The 17,791-nt window shown below is 60.7% G+C and carries 10 protein-coding genes; 5 read left to right on the forward strand and 5 right to left on the reverse strand.

Translation table 11 applies throughout. The features are described from left to right. Positions 1-187: 187 nt before the first annotated feature. From LVJ94_17380 to LVJ94_17395, 4 genes are all read left to right on the forward strand, one after another. Entirely contained in the window at positions 188-1,096 is a 909-nt protein-coding gene (locus LVJ94_17380; GenBank protein WXB08992.1) for an AraC family transcriptional regulator, read from the forward strand. A 1,504-nt stretch (positions 1,097-2,600) separates the two neighbouring features. After that, positions 2,601-2,900 (forward strand): transposase, encoded by a 300-nt coding sequence (locus tag LVJ94_17385; protein WXB08993.1) that lies wholly within the window; start codon positions 2,601-2,603, stop codon positions 2,898-2,900. Next, positions 2,897-3,565 carry an IS3 family transposase gene (locus LVJ94_17390; GenBank protein WXB08994.1) on the forward strand — a complete coding sequence of 223 codons (669 nt, stop codon included), beginning with the start codon at positions 2,897-2,899 and terminating at the stop codon, positions 3,563-3,565. Before LVJ94_17385 ends, LVJ94_17390 begins: the two co-directional genes overlap by 4 nt. A gap of 11 nt (positions 3,566-3,576) precedes the next feature. Further along, positions 3,577-3,957, forward strand: a complete 381-nt coding sequence (locus LVJ94_17395; GenBank protein ID WXB08995.1) for a hypothetical protein — start codon at positions 3,577-3,579, stop codon at positions 3,955-3,957. 244 nt (positions 3,958-4,201) lie between these two features. On the opposite strand, the gene LVJ94_17400 is transcribed toward LVJ94_17395, so the two are convergent. The 3 genes from LVJ94_17400 to LVJ94_17410 form a co-directional block, all read right to left on the reverse strand. Then, the gene (locus tag LVJ94_17400) at positions 4,202-4,954 is read right to left on the reverse strand and encodes a hypothetical protein (protein WXB08996.1); all 753 of its coding nucleotides are present in this window, start codon (positions 4,952-4,954) and stop codon (positions 4,202-4,204) included. Positions 4,955-5,194: 240 nt separating this feature from the next. Then, positions 5,195-7,309 (reverse strand): ABC transporter ATP-binding protein/permease, encoded by a 2,115-nt coding sequence (locus LVJ94_17405; protein ID WXB08997.1) that lies wholly within the window; start codon positions 7,307-7,309, stop codon positions 5,195-5,197. After that, entirely contained in the window at positions 7,306-10,005 is a 2,700-nt protein-coding gene (locus tag LVJ94_17410; protein WXB08998.1) for an ATP-binding cassette domain-containing protein, read from the reverse strand. Before LVJ94_17410 ends, LVJ94_17405 begins: the two co-directional genes overlap by 4 nt. 59 nt (positions 10,006-10,064) lie before the next feature. On the opposite strand from LVJ94_17410, the gene LVJ94_17415 reads away from it, so the two are divergent. Further along, a complete protein-coding gene (locus LVJ94_17415) occupies positions 10,065-10,802 on the forward strand; it encodes a hypothetical protein (GenBank protein ID WXB08999.1) in 738 nt (245 codons plus the stop codon). Between the two features lie 424 nt (positions 10,803-11,226). Here the strand turns inward: LVJ94_17415 and LVJ94_17420 are convergent, their stop codons facing one another. Both LVJ94_17420 and LVJ94_17425 read right to left on the reverse strand, forming a co-directional pair. Next, positions 11,227-14,274: a lantibiotic dehydratase gene (locus LVJ94_17420; GenBank protein ID WXB09000.1), complete on the reverse strand. Its 3,048-nt coding sequence runs from the start codon at positions 14,272-14,274 to the stop codon at positions 11,227-11,229. 344 nt (positions 14,275-14,618) lie between these two features. Then, positions 14,619-17,774 carry a TonB-dependent receptor gene (locus LVJ94_17425; protein WXB09001.1) on the reverse strand — a complete coding sequence of 1,052 codons (3,156 nt, stop codon included), beginning with the start codon at positions 17,772-17,774 and terminating at the stop codon, positions 14,619-14,621. Positions 17,775-17,791: the final 17 nt, after the last annotated feature.

Below are 17,791 nucleotides of genomic sequence, written 5' to 3' on the forward strand. Positions count from 1 at the left end.
GAGTAGAAAGGATCTCGTGGGCATGGTCCGTATCGGCATAACGTCGTGACGAGTTTGCGATGTTCGACGCCGCTCGGTTTGAACGATGCTGCGGTGATCGTTTGAAGATTTCTGCTACGGGTCTAAGTGGCCGATCTCGGGCATCGATCGCTTGAAGCGGTGCAGTCGGCGCAGTAAGTCGAGAATCATGCCGCGTCTTCGCAGCGCCATTCGGTTCGTCGACAGCTCCTCGGGAGAGTCGGTCGATGCGCTGAAGAACGCGCGCATGAGTCTCTCGAGCGCCGATCTCGGTTGGCCCGGTCTTCTGGTCGAAAAGGGAGAAAATCGAGACTGGAACGTCCAAGGTGTCGCCGTGCGCGACCATTATGTCGCGCTGAATACCGACGTTCGCGCGCTCCACGTATCCGTGAAGCGCAACGAAACGTTCCATGAGGTCGTCATGCCGCCCGGCTCGTTGTGGTTCTGCCCTGCGGAAGAGAGCTTTACCCATCAAGTGCGGCAACCGTGCAGATTCATCGTTGCGACGCTTCGACCGGAGCGTTTGGCCCGCTTGGTGGGAGACGATGGCGTTAAGTGGCAGCGTGGTTATGGCGTCTCCAACCCGCAGCTCGAATACGTTCTACGCGCCCTCGACGCCGAGGTGAATGACGGCGGTGTGCACGGGCCCACGTTCGCCGATGCGCTGGCCACCGCCCTGGCCGCACGCTTGGTCGAAACGTTCGCCACGGTGCCGCAGCATCGCGCCGGGCCGCGCCTCGCTCCCCAAGTGCTTCATCGCGTCCGCGAAAAGATCGAGTCCGACCTCGGCTCCGCGCTTACCGTCATGGATCTCGCAAACGCCGCGGACCTCAGTCCTGCGCATTTTTCCCGAGCGTTCAAAGCATCTTTCGGATTATCGCCGTACCAGTACATTCTCGAGCGGCGCCTCTCCGAAGCGAGGACGGCATTGGAGTGCCCCGGCGCACGAGTCCTCGAAGTGGCGCTTCGGTTCGGCTTTGCCGATCAAGCGCATTTGACGCGGACGTTCCGGTTGCACTTCGGTGCCACACCGGGTGAGCTCGTCCAAACGCAACGCGCCCGAACGCGCCACCGCTAAAGTTGCGGCAACGATATCTCGATGCGTCCGACGACCCGCTTCGTCCTTGCAGAAATCCGTTTGCATAATGGGACCTTTTCCTTCGTTCGGCAGCCAAGTGACGCTCGGAATGGCTCCGTAACAGTAGGAAACGAGCATCTCGGGATGCTCGATATGGCGGCCTGATGTCGGCGAGCGATTAGTTTAGTTTGGTTTGGTTTAACGGTAACCCTATTGTGGCGCGATGACGACCGGTGTCGTCCTCTAAATGCGAACTGCTCGAAATTCTAAAAAAAAGGCGGTAAGGTCGTCCCGCGAAGAGATTCAATCCGTCGTAGCGAATGCCTCGCAGGACACCCAAGAGTTCTAAATTATAAATTAGACCAGAGGCGACCGACCATCACGTCATGAGAATGGGGCGGAGCGTCAGTGGCTGCTCGGCAAGAGCGCTGCGCCCCGTCAACGCCGGAGACAAAACTTACCCATCGGGCGGCTGTCATAGACTAGTTCGTTGCAAGCGAAGCCATCACTGCAATCGCTCGCGCCGCCACACTCCTTGGCGCAGACGCTCCTGGCGAAGATCCCCACGCAGGCAAGGGATGGATCGCAAGGCCCGTTAGTTGACTGGCACTCTATATACCCCTCCGCGGTATAACCCCCCGTGCAGACTCCGTGGCAGGAGCACGGGTCGCCTAGCTTCTTTAGATTACGATAGTCCGGTGTTTCCGGCTCACCCAGTCCGCCGGTTGCATCTTGGGATTCATCGGACGACAAACATCCGATGAGACCCGTTGTGGCTTCAGAAAGTGCAAGGAAGAAGGACAAACTTTGACGGTAGACTTGAAATTTCATGATTGGCGTGTCTTGCGTGATTCCGATGCGGAAGCTCCCCAGTCAACGAGTTAAGGCATGCACGACTCGGTTACTCGGAAGTCGCACTCGCGCTCTTGTACGCGGGACGGGCTTGACCCCGAGGGAATATCGGGCGCGACGTTGACATCTTCACAAAGAGTCGCAGAGGTGTCGCGCCGTCGTTCGGATTAATGCAAAAGAATTCGAAGAAACCCTGACCGCCTTGGCAAGGCCATTGGCCCACGGTCACGGGGCCGATATGCCAGTCCGGCCAGCGGCGACATCCCGCATGCGATCAGTCCAATTCGAATCAACGCCATCCTCGACAAGAATAGTACCAATAGCCACGAGAAAGTGGTCGGTAACCTCCTCCGCGTTGCGAATATGAGATTCCCAGACGCGTATGGGGGCCTCAAGATACTGATCCGAAAGCACTAGCTGCCCATTCGGCGCGAACGCGTCAGCTCGCCGTTCTGAAGCTGCCCGAGTATCAGCCTGGCATGAATGAGGTAGAACGATGCCGCGGGACAATGGGACCAGTCGATATTTTGAGAAAGCGCCTAGGTGGTGTGCGTTGCATCTCGAAAGGTCGTGTGACACATCCGGCTGGGCTTTGGACCTCCCCCGTTTCTGTGGACAGTCCTCATGACTCGAAGTACCCGAGGAGTGTCCCATGGCGAAACGGAAACGGAGAGTGTTCACCCCCAGCTTCAAGGCGGATGCCGTTCGCCTTTGTAAGACCGGTGATCGGAGCGTCGCGCAGGTTGCAAAGGACCTGGATCTAACGGAAACCGCATTGCGTGCCTGGATCAAGCGCGCGGACGAGGAAGGACCCAGCAGTGCGCCGCCGAACGAGCTGACAAGTCCAGAGCGTGAAGAGCTCACGGAGCTCCGTCGGAAGGTGAAACGCCTTGAAATGGAGTGCGAGATATTAAAAAAACCGGCGGCATTCTTCGCGAAGGAGAACACGTGAAGTTCGCATTCATCGACGTGGAGAAGACGTTCTGGCCGATTCAAGTCCTCTGCTTCGTGCTTGGCGTCTCGCGCAGCGGCTACTACGCCTGGAAGGCGCGGCCGAAGTCCGAGAGCAGCAAGAGCGATGAGAAGGTTGCGGCCGAAATTGCAGCCACGCACGAGCGCAGTCGCGGCACGTATGGAAGCCCACGTGTGCATCGCGACCTTCGTGCTCGAGGTGTTCGGGTGGGCAAGAAACGGGTCGAGCGGTTGATGCGCAAACATGGAATTGCGGCCCGGCGAAAGCGTCGGTTCCGCCGGACTACGGACTCGACGCATCCGCACCCCATCGCACCGAATTTGCTCGAACGACGGTTCGACGTCGAGCTTCCGAACACCGCGTGGGTGACCGACGTGACGTACGTCTGGACACTCGAAGGTTGGCTTTACCTCGCGGCCATCCTCGACATCGCCGTGACAAGGAGGGCAAATGAGGCGTTCGACGTCGAGTTCGAGCGTGTCTGGCAAGCGCTTCATCTTCATCGGCGGGACGTTTGCCGGTCCTACACGGCGTCGGAGATGACCGCCGTACGAAGACTCTTTCGAGTTGCGGATGCTTTCGCAACGATCCTCGATCAAAAGGTCTTCGTCGACAGCGATGCAGTTACTCAGGTGCGCTCATGAACAAGAATTTGATGGAGAAGCTCGGTGCCGTGAAGGGCCTCGTTCCGACGGCAGATGCCCTGAGATTTCTGACGGCGCTGATGGACGCGAGGAAAGAGGAAGTGCGGTCACGGGTCGAGCTCGCAAAGATCGAGGCTGCGCGAGCGACGGCGATAAGCCAGATTAGGGCAAGGGCGGATTTGTATCGTCAGGTTTTCGACCGTATCTTCGACGAGCGTCGAGAGTTCATCGAGAAGCACTTCGAAATCATCGCCCGCGGGATGGCGTCGAATGACGAAAGTCTCATTTTGAACGGCTTGAATGGTCTTGGGAAAATCGTTGCGACCAGTCCCTTTGCTAATTTGGCGAGCATCGCGGAAGTCCTCGAGGGCGACAAGGAAATCGAGTTCTAGGAGAACTGCCAACGCGATTTTCGTGGATTCGATTTTCAAATTGACCAGCGGCCGGAGTCGATAGCTCCTTTGCCCGAGGTGCCCACGGATACGCGAAGCAACACCATTTTGTGCACAGCTTTCTTGCCGGTGCGGTTAATGTGTTACCATCATCCCACAGCGCGTGACGGGTTATCGCACCACGCTCATTCCCAGGGGGCGCCGGATGATGCGGAACTGGGCACGCACGCCTTCGAGAACTTGATCACGCGGCACCGCGCGCCGAGACACGACGCGTCCTCGTTGCGGTCCGAGTCATGGTGGCGACCGAGGGGCTTTTTGGCGCGCGAGCGCGCCCTCCGGTGGCGAGCTGCTTGCGTGCCCGTTCCAGCTTTTCGAGAAAACGCGCGGAAGCCACCAAAATCGTGCGATGCTTCGCGATGGTCTCTGCAATCAGCGGTTCGAGTGGGACATTCGATGAGATCGATATTTTCTCGAGCCTCGAGAGTAAGCGCTCGCTGCTCTCGATTTTACGTTGGACGGCGTCCGTAGTCGCAGCGACTTCGCGCAAAATTGCTTCGCTGGTACCGGCCGCTCTGCGCAATGGCCCGCCTCGCTGGTGTTCCGCGATCTGCTTGGAAAGCTGACGCACCGATGTGCCGTGATTCATCGCAGAAGCGAGCATCTCGCGCCGAAGTGTCTCGTCGGCCACTTGGGCGAGCTGCACCAAGTGCGAGAAGGATAGGGGCTCGCCGTGCGGTGTCTTGCGAGCAAGCAGCGCCTTGAGCTGTCGTTCGCTCCAGGTCTCCGCGACCAAGGCGAAGCGGTAGAGCGTGGGCTCACTAAATCCCAGTGCGGCAGCAAGCTCCGTGATGGCACCTTGGCCGTAGAGCCCCTCCGTGGCTTTGACGTCGGCGATGAGTCGGCCGATCCGGTAGCGGGTCCACGCAACCTCCTCGGTGCGGACGGTTAGTGCGCGCTGGAGCACCTCGTATCGGTCGCGCAGGGGCGCATTCATGCGAGCAATGGCCTTGGGGACCTTTGTGTGAGCAGGAGGCATACGATGGTTCTCTCGCGACGATGTTACCACAGGCCGGCCTGTGGCACTGGTGCGGTTTCCAGAACTAGGCCGCGCTTTCGGTCAAGGTCTCGTCCTCCGCGCGAAGACGGGCATGAACGAAGCATTTTCTTCGACTTTGGCAGGCATTGCATATTCCCCATAGTATGGATATCAACTCGCGTTCAACGCGCTCGATACCTATGGATGCGCAATCACCATTAGCGTGGGTGCGCGCTGTATGGCACATCGAAGGGCTTGCGCTTGCGTCTCTGGATCGAGCGACGCGAAGGTCTCGTCGAGGATCACCAACTCCGCGCCCTGAAGGAGGGCACGCGCCATGTATACGCGACTCCTCTCCCCATGTGAAAGCTGCCAGCCCGTCTCGCCGACTCGCTGCATGAGGCCCCCCGGCATTCTTTCGAGGAGGGGCCCCAGCCCCAGCTCGCGGCAGATGGTTTCCGCCTCGCGGAGATCGTCCCTACGCGGTGGCCAGCTTCGACCCATGAGCAGGTTGAAGGCGAGGGTTTCGGACAGGACGTGGTTCTCGTGAAACTGTGGTGCCATCGCAATAGCATGACGCCAGGCCTGCGTGCCTACCGACTTCCGGTCGAGACCATTCAGGAGGACGAGGCCGGAGTTGGCATCGCGCAGCCCGACGAGAACGGACCCGAGCGTCGACTTACCGCTACCTGAAGGCCCTTCGACGAGAATGCGATCCCGGTAGCGCACTCGAAATGAGGCGTCACGCAGAACGAGATTCCCTTCGTCCCGGTAGCGGAAGGCGAGATGGTGTGCGTCCAGAAGAGCGGTGCCTTGCCCGACGGCGGCGTCGGGGCTGCTGTCGTTGGTCGATGGTCTCCGTGACGAAGCCGCGGGCTCGGCCCGTCCTGCAGCATGAAACAGAGGCGCAGCATGCTTCCAGGCCGCGAAGGCGCCAATTAGGGACGTGATGCCCGTCGTGAGGCGCACAAGTGAATTTCGGGCAAGGAGCACTCCAGCGATCCCGACGGCGAGCCTGTCCGGGGACGAGGTACCCGCAACGAAGGAGGGGGCGATGCTCGCGAAGCCGAGGAGAAGCCAGCCACGCGGGAGCAGCCCGACGATCAACATGTTGGTTCGGTCGAGATGACGCGTACTTTCGGCGTACGTGGCGAGGGCGCTGTCCTCGGCATCGTGCCAGTGGCTCGGGTCTTCCTGGGCCACGCGTGTACGGTGGCCGAGCATCCCCTCGACCATGTCGTTCGTCATCGCGATGCGGGAGCTGGACCATGCGAGCCAGCGATGCGCAAATCGGCGCACGAGAAATGCCGCGAACGCGAGCCACGTGAGGAAGGTGGCGACCGATGCGACGCCGGAGGGGCCCAGCGCGAGCACAGGGATGGCAAGCGCCAGCTCCACGAGTGCGACGAGGCTGGCGAAGCCACCCCGCATGGTGAGCTCCTCGACGGCATCGACTTCGATGACCCTGCCGAGGAGTTGACCCGTGCCTTGGCCTCGGACGGCATCAGCGGACATATTGAGCGCGCCAAGCAGCATGCGTCGCTTCAATCGGAGCCCTATGAGAACGCTAGCGAAGCCTTGCCACCATGTCGCGAGCACTCGAATGGGGATGAACGTGACGAGAAGGAGCACCCACGCGTAGAGCCACCCTCGGTCCAGGTGACCTGAAAGCGCCCCGCGTCCGATGACCCACCACGCAATCAACGACAGGGCAAAGCTCGCCGCGTGTGCGGCGCTCATCGCTCCGAGCATACGAATGATGCCCGCGCTCCGCAGCTGGTGAAGGAACGACGTTGCGGGTGAGACACGGAGGGCCCAACCCGCGTCGAGCGAAAGTGTGCTCACTCGTTCTCGCAAGAGTGCAGCGCGTGCCCGGAGGCGCTCTTCCGAGGACAGGGGAATGCGTGCGACGAGAGACTCGATGCGGGCGCCGTGCGCGCGTTCCGCATCCACACAAAGGGCGTCGTGAATCGCTGCCAGTGGAACAGTACGGACCGCGTGATCAGACGCGATGATCCGAGCACTCTTGCCACGCGTATCGAGGAGCGCAACGACGCGCTGTTCGGCGGACCGTGATGTCATCGATATGCGCAACAAGGCGGGGGCGACGCTGCCCAGCATCGCATCGATGTCTGCGTACCGAACGTGAAGCGATTCTACCTCGAGTCCGAGGGTGCGAGCTGCATCCTCGAGGTCGGCGTGAGCGGGCGGCGGCGGGGCATCCACCTGTACTCGGGTGGCGCGAGCGATCGCCTCCAGGGCTTCGCCGACGCGAGAGAGAGGCCATGCGAACGATTCGATGGCCGGGCTCACGTGAGAGCCTCGTTTCGTTCCAGAGGCGTGATCTCGCTTTCTGCGAGCTGGCCATCGCGTATCGTGACCCTTCGCCACGCGTGATCTCTCCAGAGTGTCCGGTGAAGCTTCTCCTCCGCCTCGATCATGGTCCGATAACGCGAATCGACGCGTGTGAGGAGGTCTTCGGGTGCGCCTTGCTCTCGAACGCGGCCGTTCTCCAGAACGAGCACGTGGTCGAACTCGCGGGTCTCCGTCACGTCGTGGGTTGCACACAGCAAAGTGACATCCTTCCATCGCCTGCGAGCGCGGTTCATCAGCGTGTGACGGCTCTCGCGGTCCAGACCGCGAAAGGCCTCGTCCAAGATGACGAGTTTTGGTACGCGCATCATGGCGCGCCCGAGGCGTACGCGCTGCCCCTCCCCACCAGCCACGAGTGCACCGCCCTCACCAAGCGAGGTTTGGAGTCCCTCTGGGAGGCGCTCCAGTAGACCAAGCAAATCGGCATCTTCGAGGACGGTACCAAACCCACGGCGACCGTGCTCCGTCGCACCGTATTCGAGGTTCGCGAGAAGCGTGCGATTCCACACGTGCACTGAGGGATCGACCCACGCAAGTTCGTTCCGAACGCGCGTTTGGTGGGTTCCACGCAATGGCAAGCCATCCACGACCACTGAGCCCGACGCGGGCCGATGCCATCCGAGGAGGAGTCCGACGAGGCTCGATTTTCCGGAGCCCGAAGGCCCGATGATGGCAACGTGAGCGCCTCTGGGAATCACGACGTCGACGTTTCGCAAGATCGTGTGGCCCCCGGCATGTACGGATACATCGCAAATGGCGACGTGGGGCTCCGGCCCGTCGCTGGGCACTTGGCGCCGAATAGAGCTGGCTTCGTCGCGGTCCTCCAGTGCCTCAAGCGGTTCCACCAACCTAAGTAGGCGACTACGCATCGATGGATAGAGGAGCACCGTGCGAGCCAAGTCCTGCCCGAGCGCCGGAATGGTCAGCGTCCAATACAGGACGAGGAGTACGGCAGCAGGTTCCGGTGTGTGCGCCAGATACGCGAACACGAGAAGGACCGCGAGGCTCGACCCGATGGCTAGCTGGAGAGCGTCGACCGTGGTCGAAGCCCGAATCCGGTCGATGGCGGCGCGCGCCCATTCGGACGTCACGCGAGCATGCTGCTGGCGAACGGAGCGTTCCGCAGCATGCGCTCGGACCGCCGATAGTCCGAGTAGTCCGTCGAGATAGAACCGCGCCAGGGCGCCATCGAATGACCGAGCGCGGAGATCGCGCTCAGCAATACGTCGGTAAGCAAGCCACGGAAGGGAGGTCGAGACGCTGATTGCCAATAGGACGAGCAGCCAATTCCGGGAATCGATCCACACCAGTCCGGCTCCGATGACGAGGAGATCCATCACGGCGCGCAGGACGCGCCCGCCGAGCAGCGGAAGCTCCTGTACCGGATGGATGGTATGGCATCGATGCGCCATGTCCGACGCGGGCCGACTTTGGAAGTAGCGGTCGTGCAGTCGCGGAATCTTACTTAGAAAGGCCACTCGCAAACGCGCTTCGAGGCGACGGCCGATACGCGATACACCGCCGGCGAACGCGACGTCGAACAGCAACAGTATGCCGAACAGCGCTGCCAGAGCTCCGATTCCGGCCAGTCGCTGCTCGATGATTCCAAGATGTCGCCCGACATCGATCATCGAGCGAAGAAGCAGTGCCTCGATTGCCCCACCAATCGCAGAAGCAACGATGCACGCCAGGACGACAGCAGGTGCAAGTACACCATCCTGCCGCAACATTCCTCCAATGTGACGCAGCGGCCGCTGCTCGGGAGTCGCGCGGAGCGCCGCCTCGAGTGCGTCTTGCAGCACGGGAGGTCGAGAACTCGCCCGTACACCGAACGCACGCACAAGGACGGCTCCAGCTAGCATCACTTGCTCCACACCATTTGGCGCGGTTCCGGTAGGCGCCGCCGACCAGTACTGAGCAGGAATCAGCAGTCGCTCATCGTCGAGCTGCGTGATATCGCGAACGTCTGGCACTGTCTCTTCGAACAAATGCGTGAGAAGCGCACTTGCGGCCGCGCCCCGTCCGATAACCCCTTCTGCGACGAGATTTCGCGTCATCCGCAGCGCCGCATCCAGCACGGCATAGGAGCGCCACGTCGAGTCGGCTCGTGCGACGGCGAGAAGGCGCGCTCCCTCGGTGGGCGCTCCAAGCCGGGCGAATTCGCCATTGAATGCTGCTTGCGGTTCCTCGGATTCGACCCACCGGCGCCATGTCTCGGCCGGAATGGGTATTCGATGAACGAACGTCAGTGTGCGCAACGTAGCTTCGCTCACCCAAACGCGTCCACGTCCGGGATCCATGATCTGAATCCGAGTACCGACGCGTCGCCAAGCGACCACGAAATGCAACGCGCCGACGGGATCCCTCGTGACGAGGATCGCAGGAAAGACGTCTATCTCACGAACGAAGAGATAGTCGACTGGCACCATAACCTGCGCAGCTTCGAGTCCGAGCCGTACCGCCAGGTCTTCGAGCGATTCGATCGCCGTGCCATCGACGTCGGTCTGACACACCTCGCGAAGCCGCCCATAGCTCGCGGATATGCCAAATCCTCCAAGCAACGACGTCAGCGCTGCCGGCCCACAATCCATCGCCGAGGTCTGAATGATTTCGGGTGCCAAGAAGCGGCGTTTCATTGTCGCGTTATGGGCTCTCGGCGATCATCGACGGGACGCGAAGGCGCTTCGGTCTTCCGATGATGAAGCAGGGTTCCAACGGCGCGAAGGACGAGTCTCGCCGGTGTACTTCGCTCGACCTCGACCTCTACGCTGCCCGTCAACCCGTGTTGGAGCGGGATACGTTCATTCGGAGTCACGATGGTCAGCTCCACGCGCACTTGGCCATCGCGGACTTCGCGTGCGACCTCGGCCACGGATGTCCGTGTCTCCCCGAACTCCGTCCACGGAAACCCATCGAATCGAACGCGTGCCATTTGTCCGGTACGAATGCGTCCGAACGCGGCCTCCGGTACGAAAGCGGCAATCATTCGCAGATCGCCGCGCCCGACGATGGTTCCCAGATGGTCGCCTTCGTCTACGAAAGCGCCGGGACGCACGTTGCTGACCTCTCCAATTCGCCCGCTTGCTGGCGCTCGAATGCGCCGACGCTCGATTTCGTGCTCGAGCGACGCGATCTGCGCGCGAACCTGGGCCAACTCGGTTTCGATTCGAACGATATCGCGCTGCAGCCCCACAACCCGAATTTGGCGATCGGACTTTCCCGTGATCCATTCACGTTCCAGCTTTTCCTGCTGGGCGTGGAGCGCGGCTTCGGCCGCAGCTTTTCGTTCGGCATCGGCCTTGGAACGGAGAACGTCGATTTCTGGGACCGCCCCGCCGTCTGCGAGGCGATCGATTCGCTTGAGTTCCTCACGCGCGAGGAGCGTTGCGACCTCGGCTTCCTTGGTGCGACTCGCGCTCTCTCCAAGGATTGATTCTCCTTGGTCTCGGAAGGTGGCCTGAGCTCGCTTCTCTGCCTCCAACTCCGCCTTGGTCGCAGCGAGTTGCGGTCCCATGCTCGCTGCCTTCGCTTTCGCCTCGCCGAGCGCGAGTCGCTGTGGTTCGGCGTCGAGTTCGACGAGCAGCGTACCCTCGTCGACTTCGTCGTCGAGTGCGAAATGGACTTTTGCGACCCGGCCCGGAATCGGCGCATCGAAGGGATGGGTCGCACGCATAACCTCCACGCGAGCGGACGCGCTGGTCTCGTAAACGGTGAGCTCCGCGCAAGAGAACCATGTCGCCCAACCAGCGACCAGCAGGAAGGCTACGAGAACCGCCCACGATAGGCGCCACCCCGAATCGGCATCGAGCGAGTGAGACGTGCGGGAAAATGTGTCGGGCATAGGCGCTGCTCGGCCGCTAGAATAGCCCATTTCCGTTCCGCTGGCGCGCTCCTGGGGCGATGCCTGACGCGGGTGTACTCGCCGTACGAGCCGCTATCGACGAATACGCCCGAACCAGAAACTCGTAGAGGACCAACTCGTGCTTTCGCTGGTACTCGCGGATCACGCGATTAACGTGCATGTGCACGAAGCTTCCGACGAGCGCGTCCCAGGAGGTTAAGAGCTCGCCCCGGTCGCGCAGCCCACGCAGTTCGGCGAACGATCCGGCCAGGGCGACTGAGCGCGCACGAAAAACGGAGAGCATCGGATCTAGTGCTTCATCGGAGTCGATGGTGCCGCGCAGCAGTTGCTCGATTCGTGGCCGCACCGCTCGGTAGCGCGCTCCGAGTGAGCGGCGTGCCATCACATCCAATCTGTATTCCAATGCGAACGCGTCGCGGCACCGTGTCACGAAGTCTACTCGCGCGCCGTCATCGAAGCCTGCGTCCGTGACGAGAGTATGCATTCCGTAGAACGCGGCTAGCCAACGAGTTTCGGCGCCCGCGTCCCCAGTGGTTCTTTCGATGATGGCCAATGCAGCATCACTATCGGTTGCGAACACCTGCTCACTGATGGACATCGCCCTGGGACCGCCGTAACGCTCGACTTCGGGCTCATAGGTATCAAGCTGGAAGCGTGCGATGCGGCCAGAGTCAAGAAACGGCGCAATTCGTTCGCGTAGGCGAGGTAAAACGTCTCGAAGGAGACCGTCCGGTGCCCCGCGAAAGCGGATACGAAGGTGCGGTTCGGGGTCAGTGTAACGAATGAAGAACCATCGATCGATGCACTTGTCGTCCTTGAGCTCTCTCACCAGCGGAGCGATGGCAGTGCGAAGGATTCGGTCGGATGTTGCAGGTCCGGTGTAAATCTTGGCGTACAACCATTCGCTCGCTGGGGTGAACGCACGCGATCGCTCTGACAGGTATGGAAGAGGGCGAGATCGCGCCGGAGGGGCGGCAGCTCGTGCGAACGGCACGACGAGTTCGTGCGTATGAGCGCCGGCCTCGCTGGTCATGCACATCCTGTCCGGTTCCGGAAAGAGTTCCTGTAAGCGGAGGTGCTCTCGTCGCCGAGCCAGAGCCGATAGCTGGATACCGGCCGAGGAACTCTCCAGATCGATCGGCAGGATATTGTCGCCTTCGGCGACACACACCCATCGAGGTAGACCGCGTCCAGAGCGAACCGCTGGATCGTGCCCGATGAGCCCTACGTCCTTTGCGGGAATCGTCCACTGAGCCAACGAGAGCACGATGTTGCGGTGCTTGACCCTCGGCAAAAAGGGAGCGTCTTGCAGAAGGTTGCCCCAACTCCAGCGTAACGGGCACGCACGACCTTCCTGTTGGAGAGCACCCAAGAACCGGTAAATCGAAAGAGTGGACCTCCAGTACGCGTGGGCGTTGGAGAGTCTAGGGATGACTTCTCGATCCAGCTTCCCCGAGCGTAGACGGACTTCACGGCCTCGGATGGACACCCGCAGATCATCGAGGGCGATCTGTCGGTCCGATGGTACACCCGAACTACCCAGATAAGGAATCTCGTGCACACGCAGAACGGGGCGGCAGATGACGTTTCCAAGTCTGCCGGCAGGAAGGTGAACGATCTCGGCAAATATGCTGTCTGGGAGGCACGCCTCCTCCGCCCGCAAATTGCTATCGACCAGTGATCGGATTGCCGGATCGCCATGGCAAAATCGAGCAAGCAGAGCGACCCCCGAAGGTCCCGAGACGTTGTGGACGAGAAGATCGAAATCGCCCCGATCGAGAGCATCATTCGAGCGGGAGGCAAGCGTCACCATTGCGGCGATCGCGTCCGGAAGCGGAGCAGGATCAGCAACGGTGAGCGCCTCGAGGTCGTTTTCGTCGAGCGCCCATTCCGATTGCGCCGACTCGCGAAGAGCAAGCAAGCGTTGAAGCTTGTACCGGTCTTGTGCGGAGACCGACGTCTCGTCGGGCACCGACGGAAATTCGATACCGGCGAGAAGTGGGGACGGGTCGACGGCGGTAGCGTTGCTGGCGTCGAACCCGAGCCCACGCTCTTCGTCGAGTGCCTCGACGAGGGGAATCTCTCGGTCCCCGTATCGTTCCGCGAATTTCTCACGAAAGCGTGCCATCGCCGCCGTACCACGGACAGGCGTGATGCGGTGGAGCAGGGCGACCGCCTCGCGTATGCTCCGAATGATCCCTTCTCCAATCCGCAACTGTCGACTCGGTCGAAAAAGGTCCACCTGAAAGACACGCGCGGGATCGACAGGGATCGGGAGTCGTTCGAGCGCGCTCAGGATGGCGTGGTAGGATTCTCGTCCAATCCCGAGTCCTTTCGAGTCGAGCTCGTGCAATCCGCGTTGAACTCCCGTTAGGCACGCGACGACGGAGCGCGTGTTCTCGCTCGTGCCGAGGGTCTGCGTAAATCTGGAGATCGGATCGTCACAGGTGACTGCCGGCCGAAGGTCCGATTCGAGGATCTGCGCGTCGATGAGGTCGTGGACGAAACGAGCGGACGCAGTAGGCGAAAGTCGTGGGTGATGGTGGACGATCGCATCGCGGACCTCGTGGATCGTCATTGGGTCTGTCGTCTCCGTGATGGCCGTCATCAATGGTGCTGTCGGATCGACCGAAACGAGGCGAAAATCACGGGCGCGCTCGCGCGCGCCCGTGTGGCCTTCGACGTAGCGCAACTCATCGCCGTTCGAAGAGATTGACGAATTTCGCCGGAACCGCAGGACGTCACGAACGTGGCGATCTGTCTCGAGTGTCTCGCCCAGGGCGCCAAGATAGTGCATGTCGAGCCGTGAGCGCCGAATGCATTCATCCGTCGATCCGAGCACGAATGATGAGGTGTCCCCAATGGCCGCCGCCGTGCAAGCCGCGAACAGCCCAAAGGGGGTCGGACGAGCTGCCATACGCGCTATGTATCGCGAGGCGATCGCCTCGACGTCACGTGCCCGGGGTGCATCGGGGTTCTCGAGCCATGCGTCGATGGCCGAGTCGAGGCTCGGCGAGGCGAGGAACAATGCCTCCCGCACCATCGGGTCGGCAAAAAGACGACCTAGTGCAGACCGATCCAAACCTTCGCAAAGTATACGGAATGGCAGAAGTGGTGTGCGAATCACGCATGCGCCGTGGTGGTCGTACCCCTCGAGGAAGCTTTCGTGTCGGCTCATCGTCTCGGTGCTCGAATTTCCTGATGCGCGAGAGGTCCTTCAGATACTGGAACGGGTTCGCCGCGAATGTCGCGGGCAAGGGCGCGTTCTCGAGAATTCTCGGGATGTCGCGACGATGTTCTCTGGGAGAACGGCGTGGCCCTCTGAACCCACGGCATAGCACGAGTTTGGCCAGTCCTCCGTGTTGCGCGTCTGACGGTCGGTAGGATTCAAAAGCTACCACGGATCCCGAAACGAAATTGTCGCGGCTCTTGATACTGGTTTGCGCTTCCAAAGTTGGGATTGACTTGCTGAGCGCTCAATGCGCCCCCGGTCGCTGTCTTGACACCGTTGGCAAGGTCGGCGCGAGAACCGTTCGGGATGGGGAGCACGTCCGCGCGGGTGTACCTCTCATCTCTCCCGAGTACGGCATCGAAGTTCAATAGGTTGAAAATATCGACTGCGACCGATAAAGAGACGCCACTTTCGAAGCGCCACATGTATCCGACATGCGTGTTGGCGCTGGAGGTCCATGGCAATCGTTCTCCGCTTCCACGCGGAAGAATGTAGACCTCATCCGGCCCATAAATCGGGTGCGAGCCGAGAAAGTTCGTCGGCGCTCCGGAGCGTGCTTGAATCGAGCCACCAAGGGTCAAGAGGGACGTGCGCGACAGCGCGAAATCCTTGGCCGCGTAGACTTTGATGCTGTGCCGTCGATCGCCAGGAAGGTCGCCAACCTGATTGACGAGCATGGACTTCAAGTCGAACGTCGTCGTGGAGTTCGGATCGAGCTGGGCAGTCTCTGGCTTGTACAGCCCAGCGAGGTTTCCCCGCAACCACGACAAAGTGTAGCTGATCTGCGCTAGCCACCCATCCGCGAATGTCTTCATGAAGTACGCAGTGCCAGAATCATAGTTCCGTATTGCTTCCGGGAATTCTCGCGCGATGCCCTTGCCGGGGTTCCCGACGAAGTAGCTTGCCGTCTCATCGTTGCTCATGCTTTCGACGGCGTTGTTCAACCATCGGCGGACGTAGGTTGCGCCGATGCGGCCGTTTTTTACGAGTTCGTACTCGCCACCAGCGGTGACTTCGCTCGTAGACTGCGGGCTGAGATCTGGGTCGACGACAACCTTTCCGCTGACATAGGGGCCATAGGTGCGATCCGGAAGCCCACGCGAGCCCCAGCCACCTTTCGCGTTGAAATGCTGGCGAGCTTCGTCCGACTGGCACACACGAACCATGCTGGGATTCAAGGGGTCGCAGGCAGCGCCCCTGGCCGTTGAAAGGACGTGAGATTCACCGGTTCCGCGGTCAGCAATGTTGAGAGGAACGCTCTCATAATACCGTGCATAGCTGGCGAATATTTTCGATCGTCCGTGCTGCGTGGGATCGAAGATGGCACCGATACGTGGGGACACTTGGTGTGGAAAACTCATGAAGAGCTTACCATCCGTGCCTATTAGAAATTGGCTGTCGTACCGAATGCCTGCATTGACCGTGATTTTGTCAGCGATGGCCCAGGTTTCCTGAACGAAGCCGCCAACGTTGATGCTATTCGAACGTGTTACGAGGCGGTCAATGAAGACCGGATCGTCGGGGCCCTTCAGGTAGCCGTAGCCGCGCCATTCGTCGAAGCGCGTCCCATTGCTGGATTCCGAGTATAGGCGGGTGCCGGAGTAGCCTCGGTTGTGCCAGGAGGTCGACAATTCGAGGTCGGCACCAACCTTGACGATGTGGTGCCCGAGGCCCTTTGCAAGTATCGTGAGAACGGACTTTGCTGCGTAGGTATCGAGCACTTGTTCGTCCGTAAACCCGGGACCGCCCGCGCGATACGTCTGCATCGGGCACGTCGGGAGCGAGAGTCGCGTTCCGTCGGCCTTGACCGCCGCGAACGTTCCACAACCGGGTACATTCTCGAAATCGCTCAGGTCGTGATAACTGGGAATGCTTCGGCGATAGCTTGATATGCCGGGCACTGCCGAGAACCCCAATCCGCTTCCAATTGCAAAACCGTCCGCTCCCAGTGAGCCGTCGAGCTCATGGTGCCATCCGAGCGTCGTTTCCAGGTTCTTGGACTTGTTGTCGAACGACGAAACCCAATTCAAGATCGTGTCGTACGCTCCCAGGTACCGAGTTCGCGCCAGTCCAGAATATGAACCGGCGAGATTCTGCTCATTCAGGGCATATTCGACGAGGCCTGTATTCGGATTGAGGGCGAACTCGCCCGAGCCCCCCGCAGTCATGGGGGTTGCGGCAAAGGTCAACGCGAATTTGTTGTTTGCATCGTGTCGATAATCTAGTTTTGCGAACAACTGGTACGATGTTGCCGTGGCCTTGTAGCGTTGGCTCAAACCCGGCAGCTCCGACGTGCCCGTCGGGCTCCCGTCGGCGGCATAAGCGGACTTGTAGACGCTCCTGTCGAGGTTGTATACCGTTCGGGCAACGTCGAAGCCAACGTAATACCAGAGTCGATCTTTGATGATTGGTCCACTTTGGTCGAAGCCGATGTCGTAGACATTGGCCAGCGATCGGCGCGTTTGAACCGCAGTGCCCGTAAAGTACGGGTACTGACGTGCGCCTTCTAGGTTGCCTGGTGTCCAGTTCGCCCATGCGGAACCGTGATATTCGTTCGACCCGGACTTGGTGACGACGTTCAAAACGCCTCCTGTCGACCGACCGTATTCGGGCATGTAGCCACTTGATAGAACATTGAGCTCTTTGACGAATTCCATCGATAGGGGCGCACCATTCGTGCCGTACTTTGGGCTGTTTGTGCGCATCCCATCGATGACGTACGAATTCTCCGGTGACGTCGTCCCGTTGATTGACGTGCCGTACAGGTCTGCGTGCGCCCCTGGCGCCGCCTGCGCCACGGACTCGAAGCTCCGTTGTGCACCGCCGCTTGCGCCCGGGGTGACGAGCGGAATGCGTGACACGAAGTCCGCATTGACGTTGGTACCGCCGGTGGTGGAGCCAACATCAATCGTGGGCGCATGAGCCGTCACGCTGACTTCCTGCGCCGATAGCGATTCGGGCAAGAGATCGGCGTCGAGGCGAATGGTGGCATCGGCTCGTAATTGAATCTGGTCGCGCGCGTAAAGCCGGTAACCAGGCTTCTCGAGGCGCAATGTGTAGGTGCCCGGAGGCAATGACGGGATCCGATAGGTTCCCGTGTCGTCCGTCGAGACGACCTGCTCACCCTGGAGGGCGAGCGAGGTCAGGGCGACGACGGTATCGGCCAATCCCCGTCCCGAAGACGCGTCGACAATTTTGCCCGTTAGGACGGCCGCACCTTGCTGCGCATTCGCAGCGGTGACGGTGGTGGCGGCGATGAAGAAAGCCGCGATTGAAGGACCGAAGTGGGGTCGAAAGAGTCCCAATCTCATTATGCTCCGAACAGCGT

Source organism: Sorangiineae bacterium MSr11367 (assembly GCA_037157805.1).
GTDB lineage: Bacteria > Myxococcota_A > Polyangia > Polyangiales > Polyangiaceae > Pendulispora > Pendulispora rubella.

Bases quoted from the DNA above. Each gene is read 5' to 3' on its own strand.
- LVJ94_17410 (WXB08998.1), bottom strand. From the start codon at position 10,005: ATGAAACGCCGCTTCTTGGCACCCGAAATCATTCAGACCTCGGCGATG.
- LVJ94_17385 (WXB08993.1), top strand. From the start codon at position 2,601: ATGGCGAAACGGAAACGGAGAGTGTTCACCCCCAGCTTCAAGGCGGAT.
- LVJ94_17380 (WXB08992.1), top strand. From the start codon at position 188: ATGCCGCGTCTTCGCAGCGCCATTCGGTTCGTCGACAGCTCCTCGGGA.
- LVJ94_17420 (WXB09000.1), bottom strand. From the start codon at position 14,274: ATGGTGCGGGAGGCATTGTTCCTCGCCTCGCCGAGCCTCGACTCGGCC.
- LVJ94_17395 (WXB08995.1), top strand. From the start codon at position 3,577: ATGGAGAAGCTCGGTGCCGTGAAGGGCCTCGTTCCGACGGCAGATGCC.
- LVJ94_17425 (WXB09001.1), bottom strand. From the start codon at position 17,774: ATGAGATTGGGACTCTTTCGACCCCACTTCGGTCCTTCAATCGCGGCT.
- LVJ94_17400 (WXB08996.1), bottom strand. From the start codon at position 4,954: ATGAATGCGCCCCTGCGCGACCGATACGAGGTGCTCCAGCGCGCACTA.
- LVJ94_17415 (WXB08999.1), top strand. From the start codon at position 10,065: ATGATGAAGCAGGGTTCCAACGGCGCGAAGGACGAGTCTCGCCGGTGT.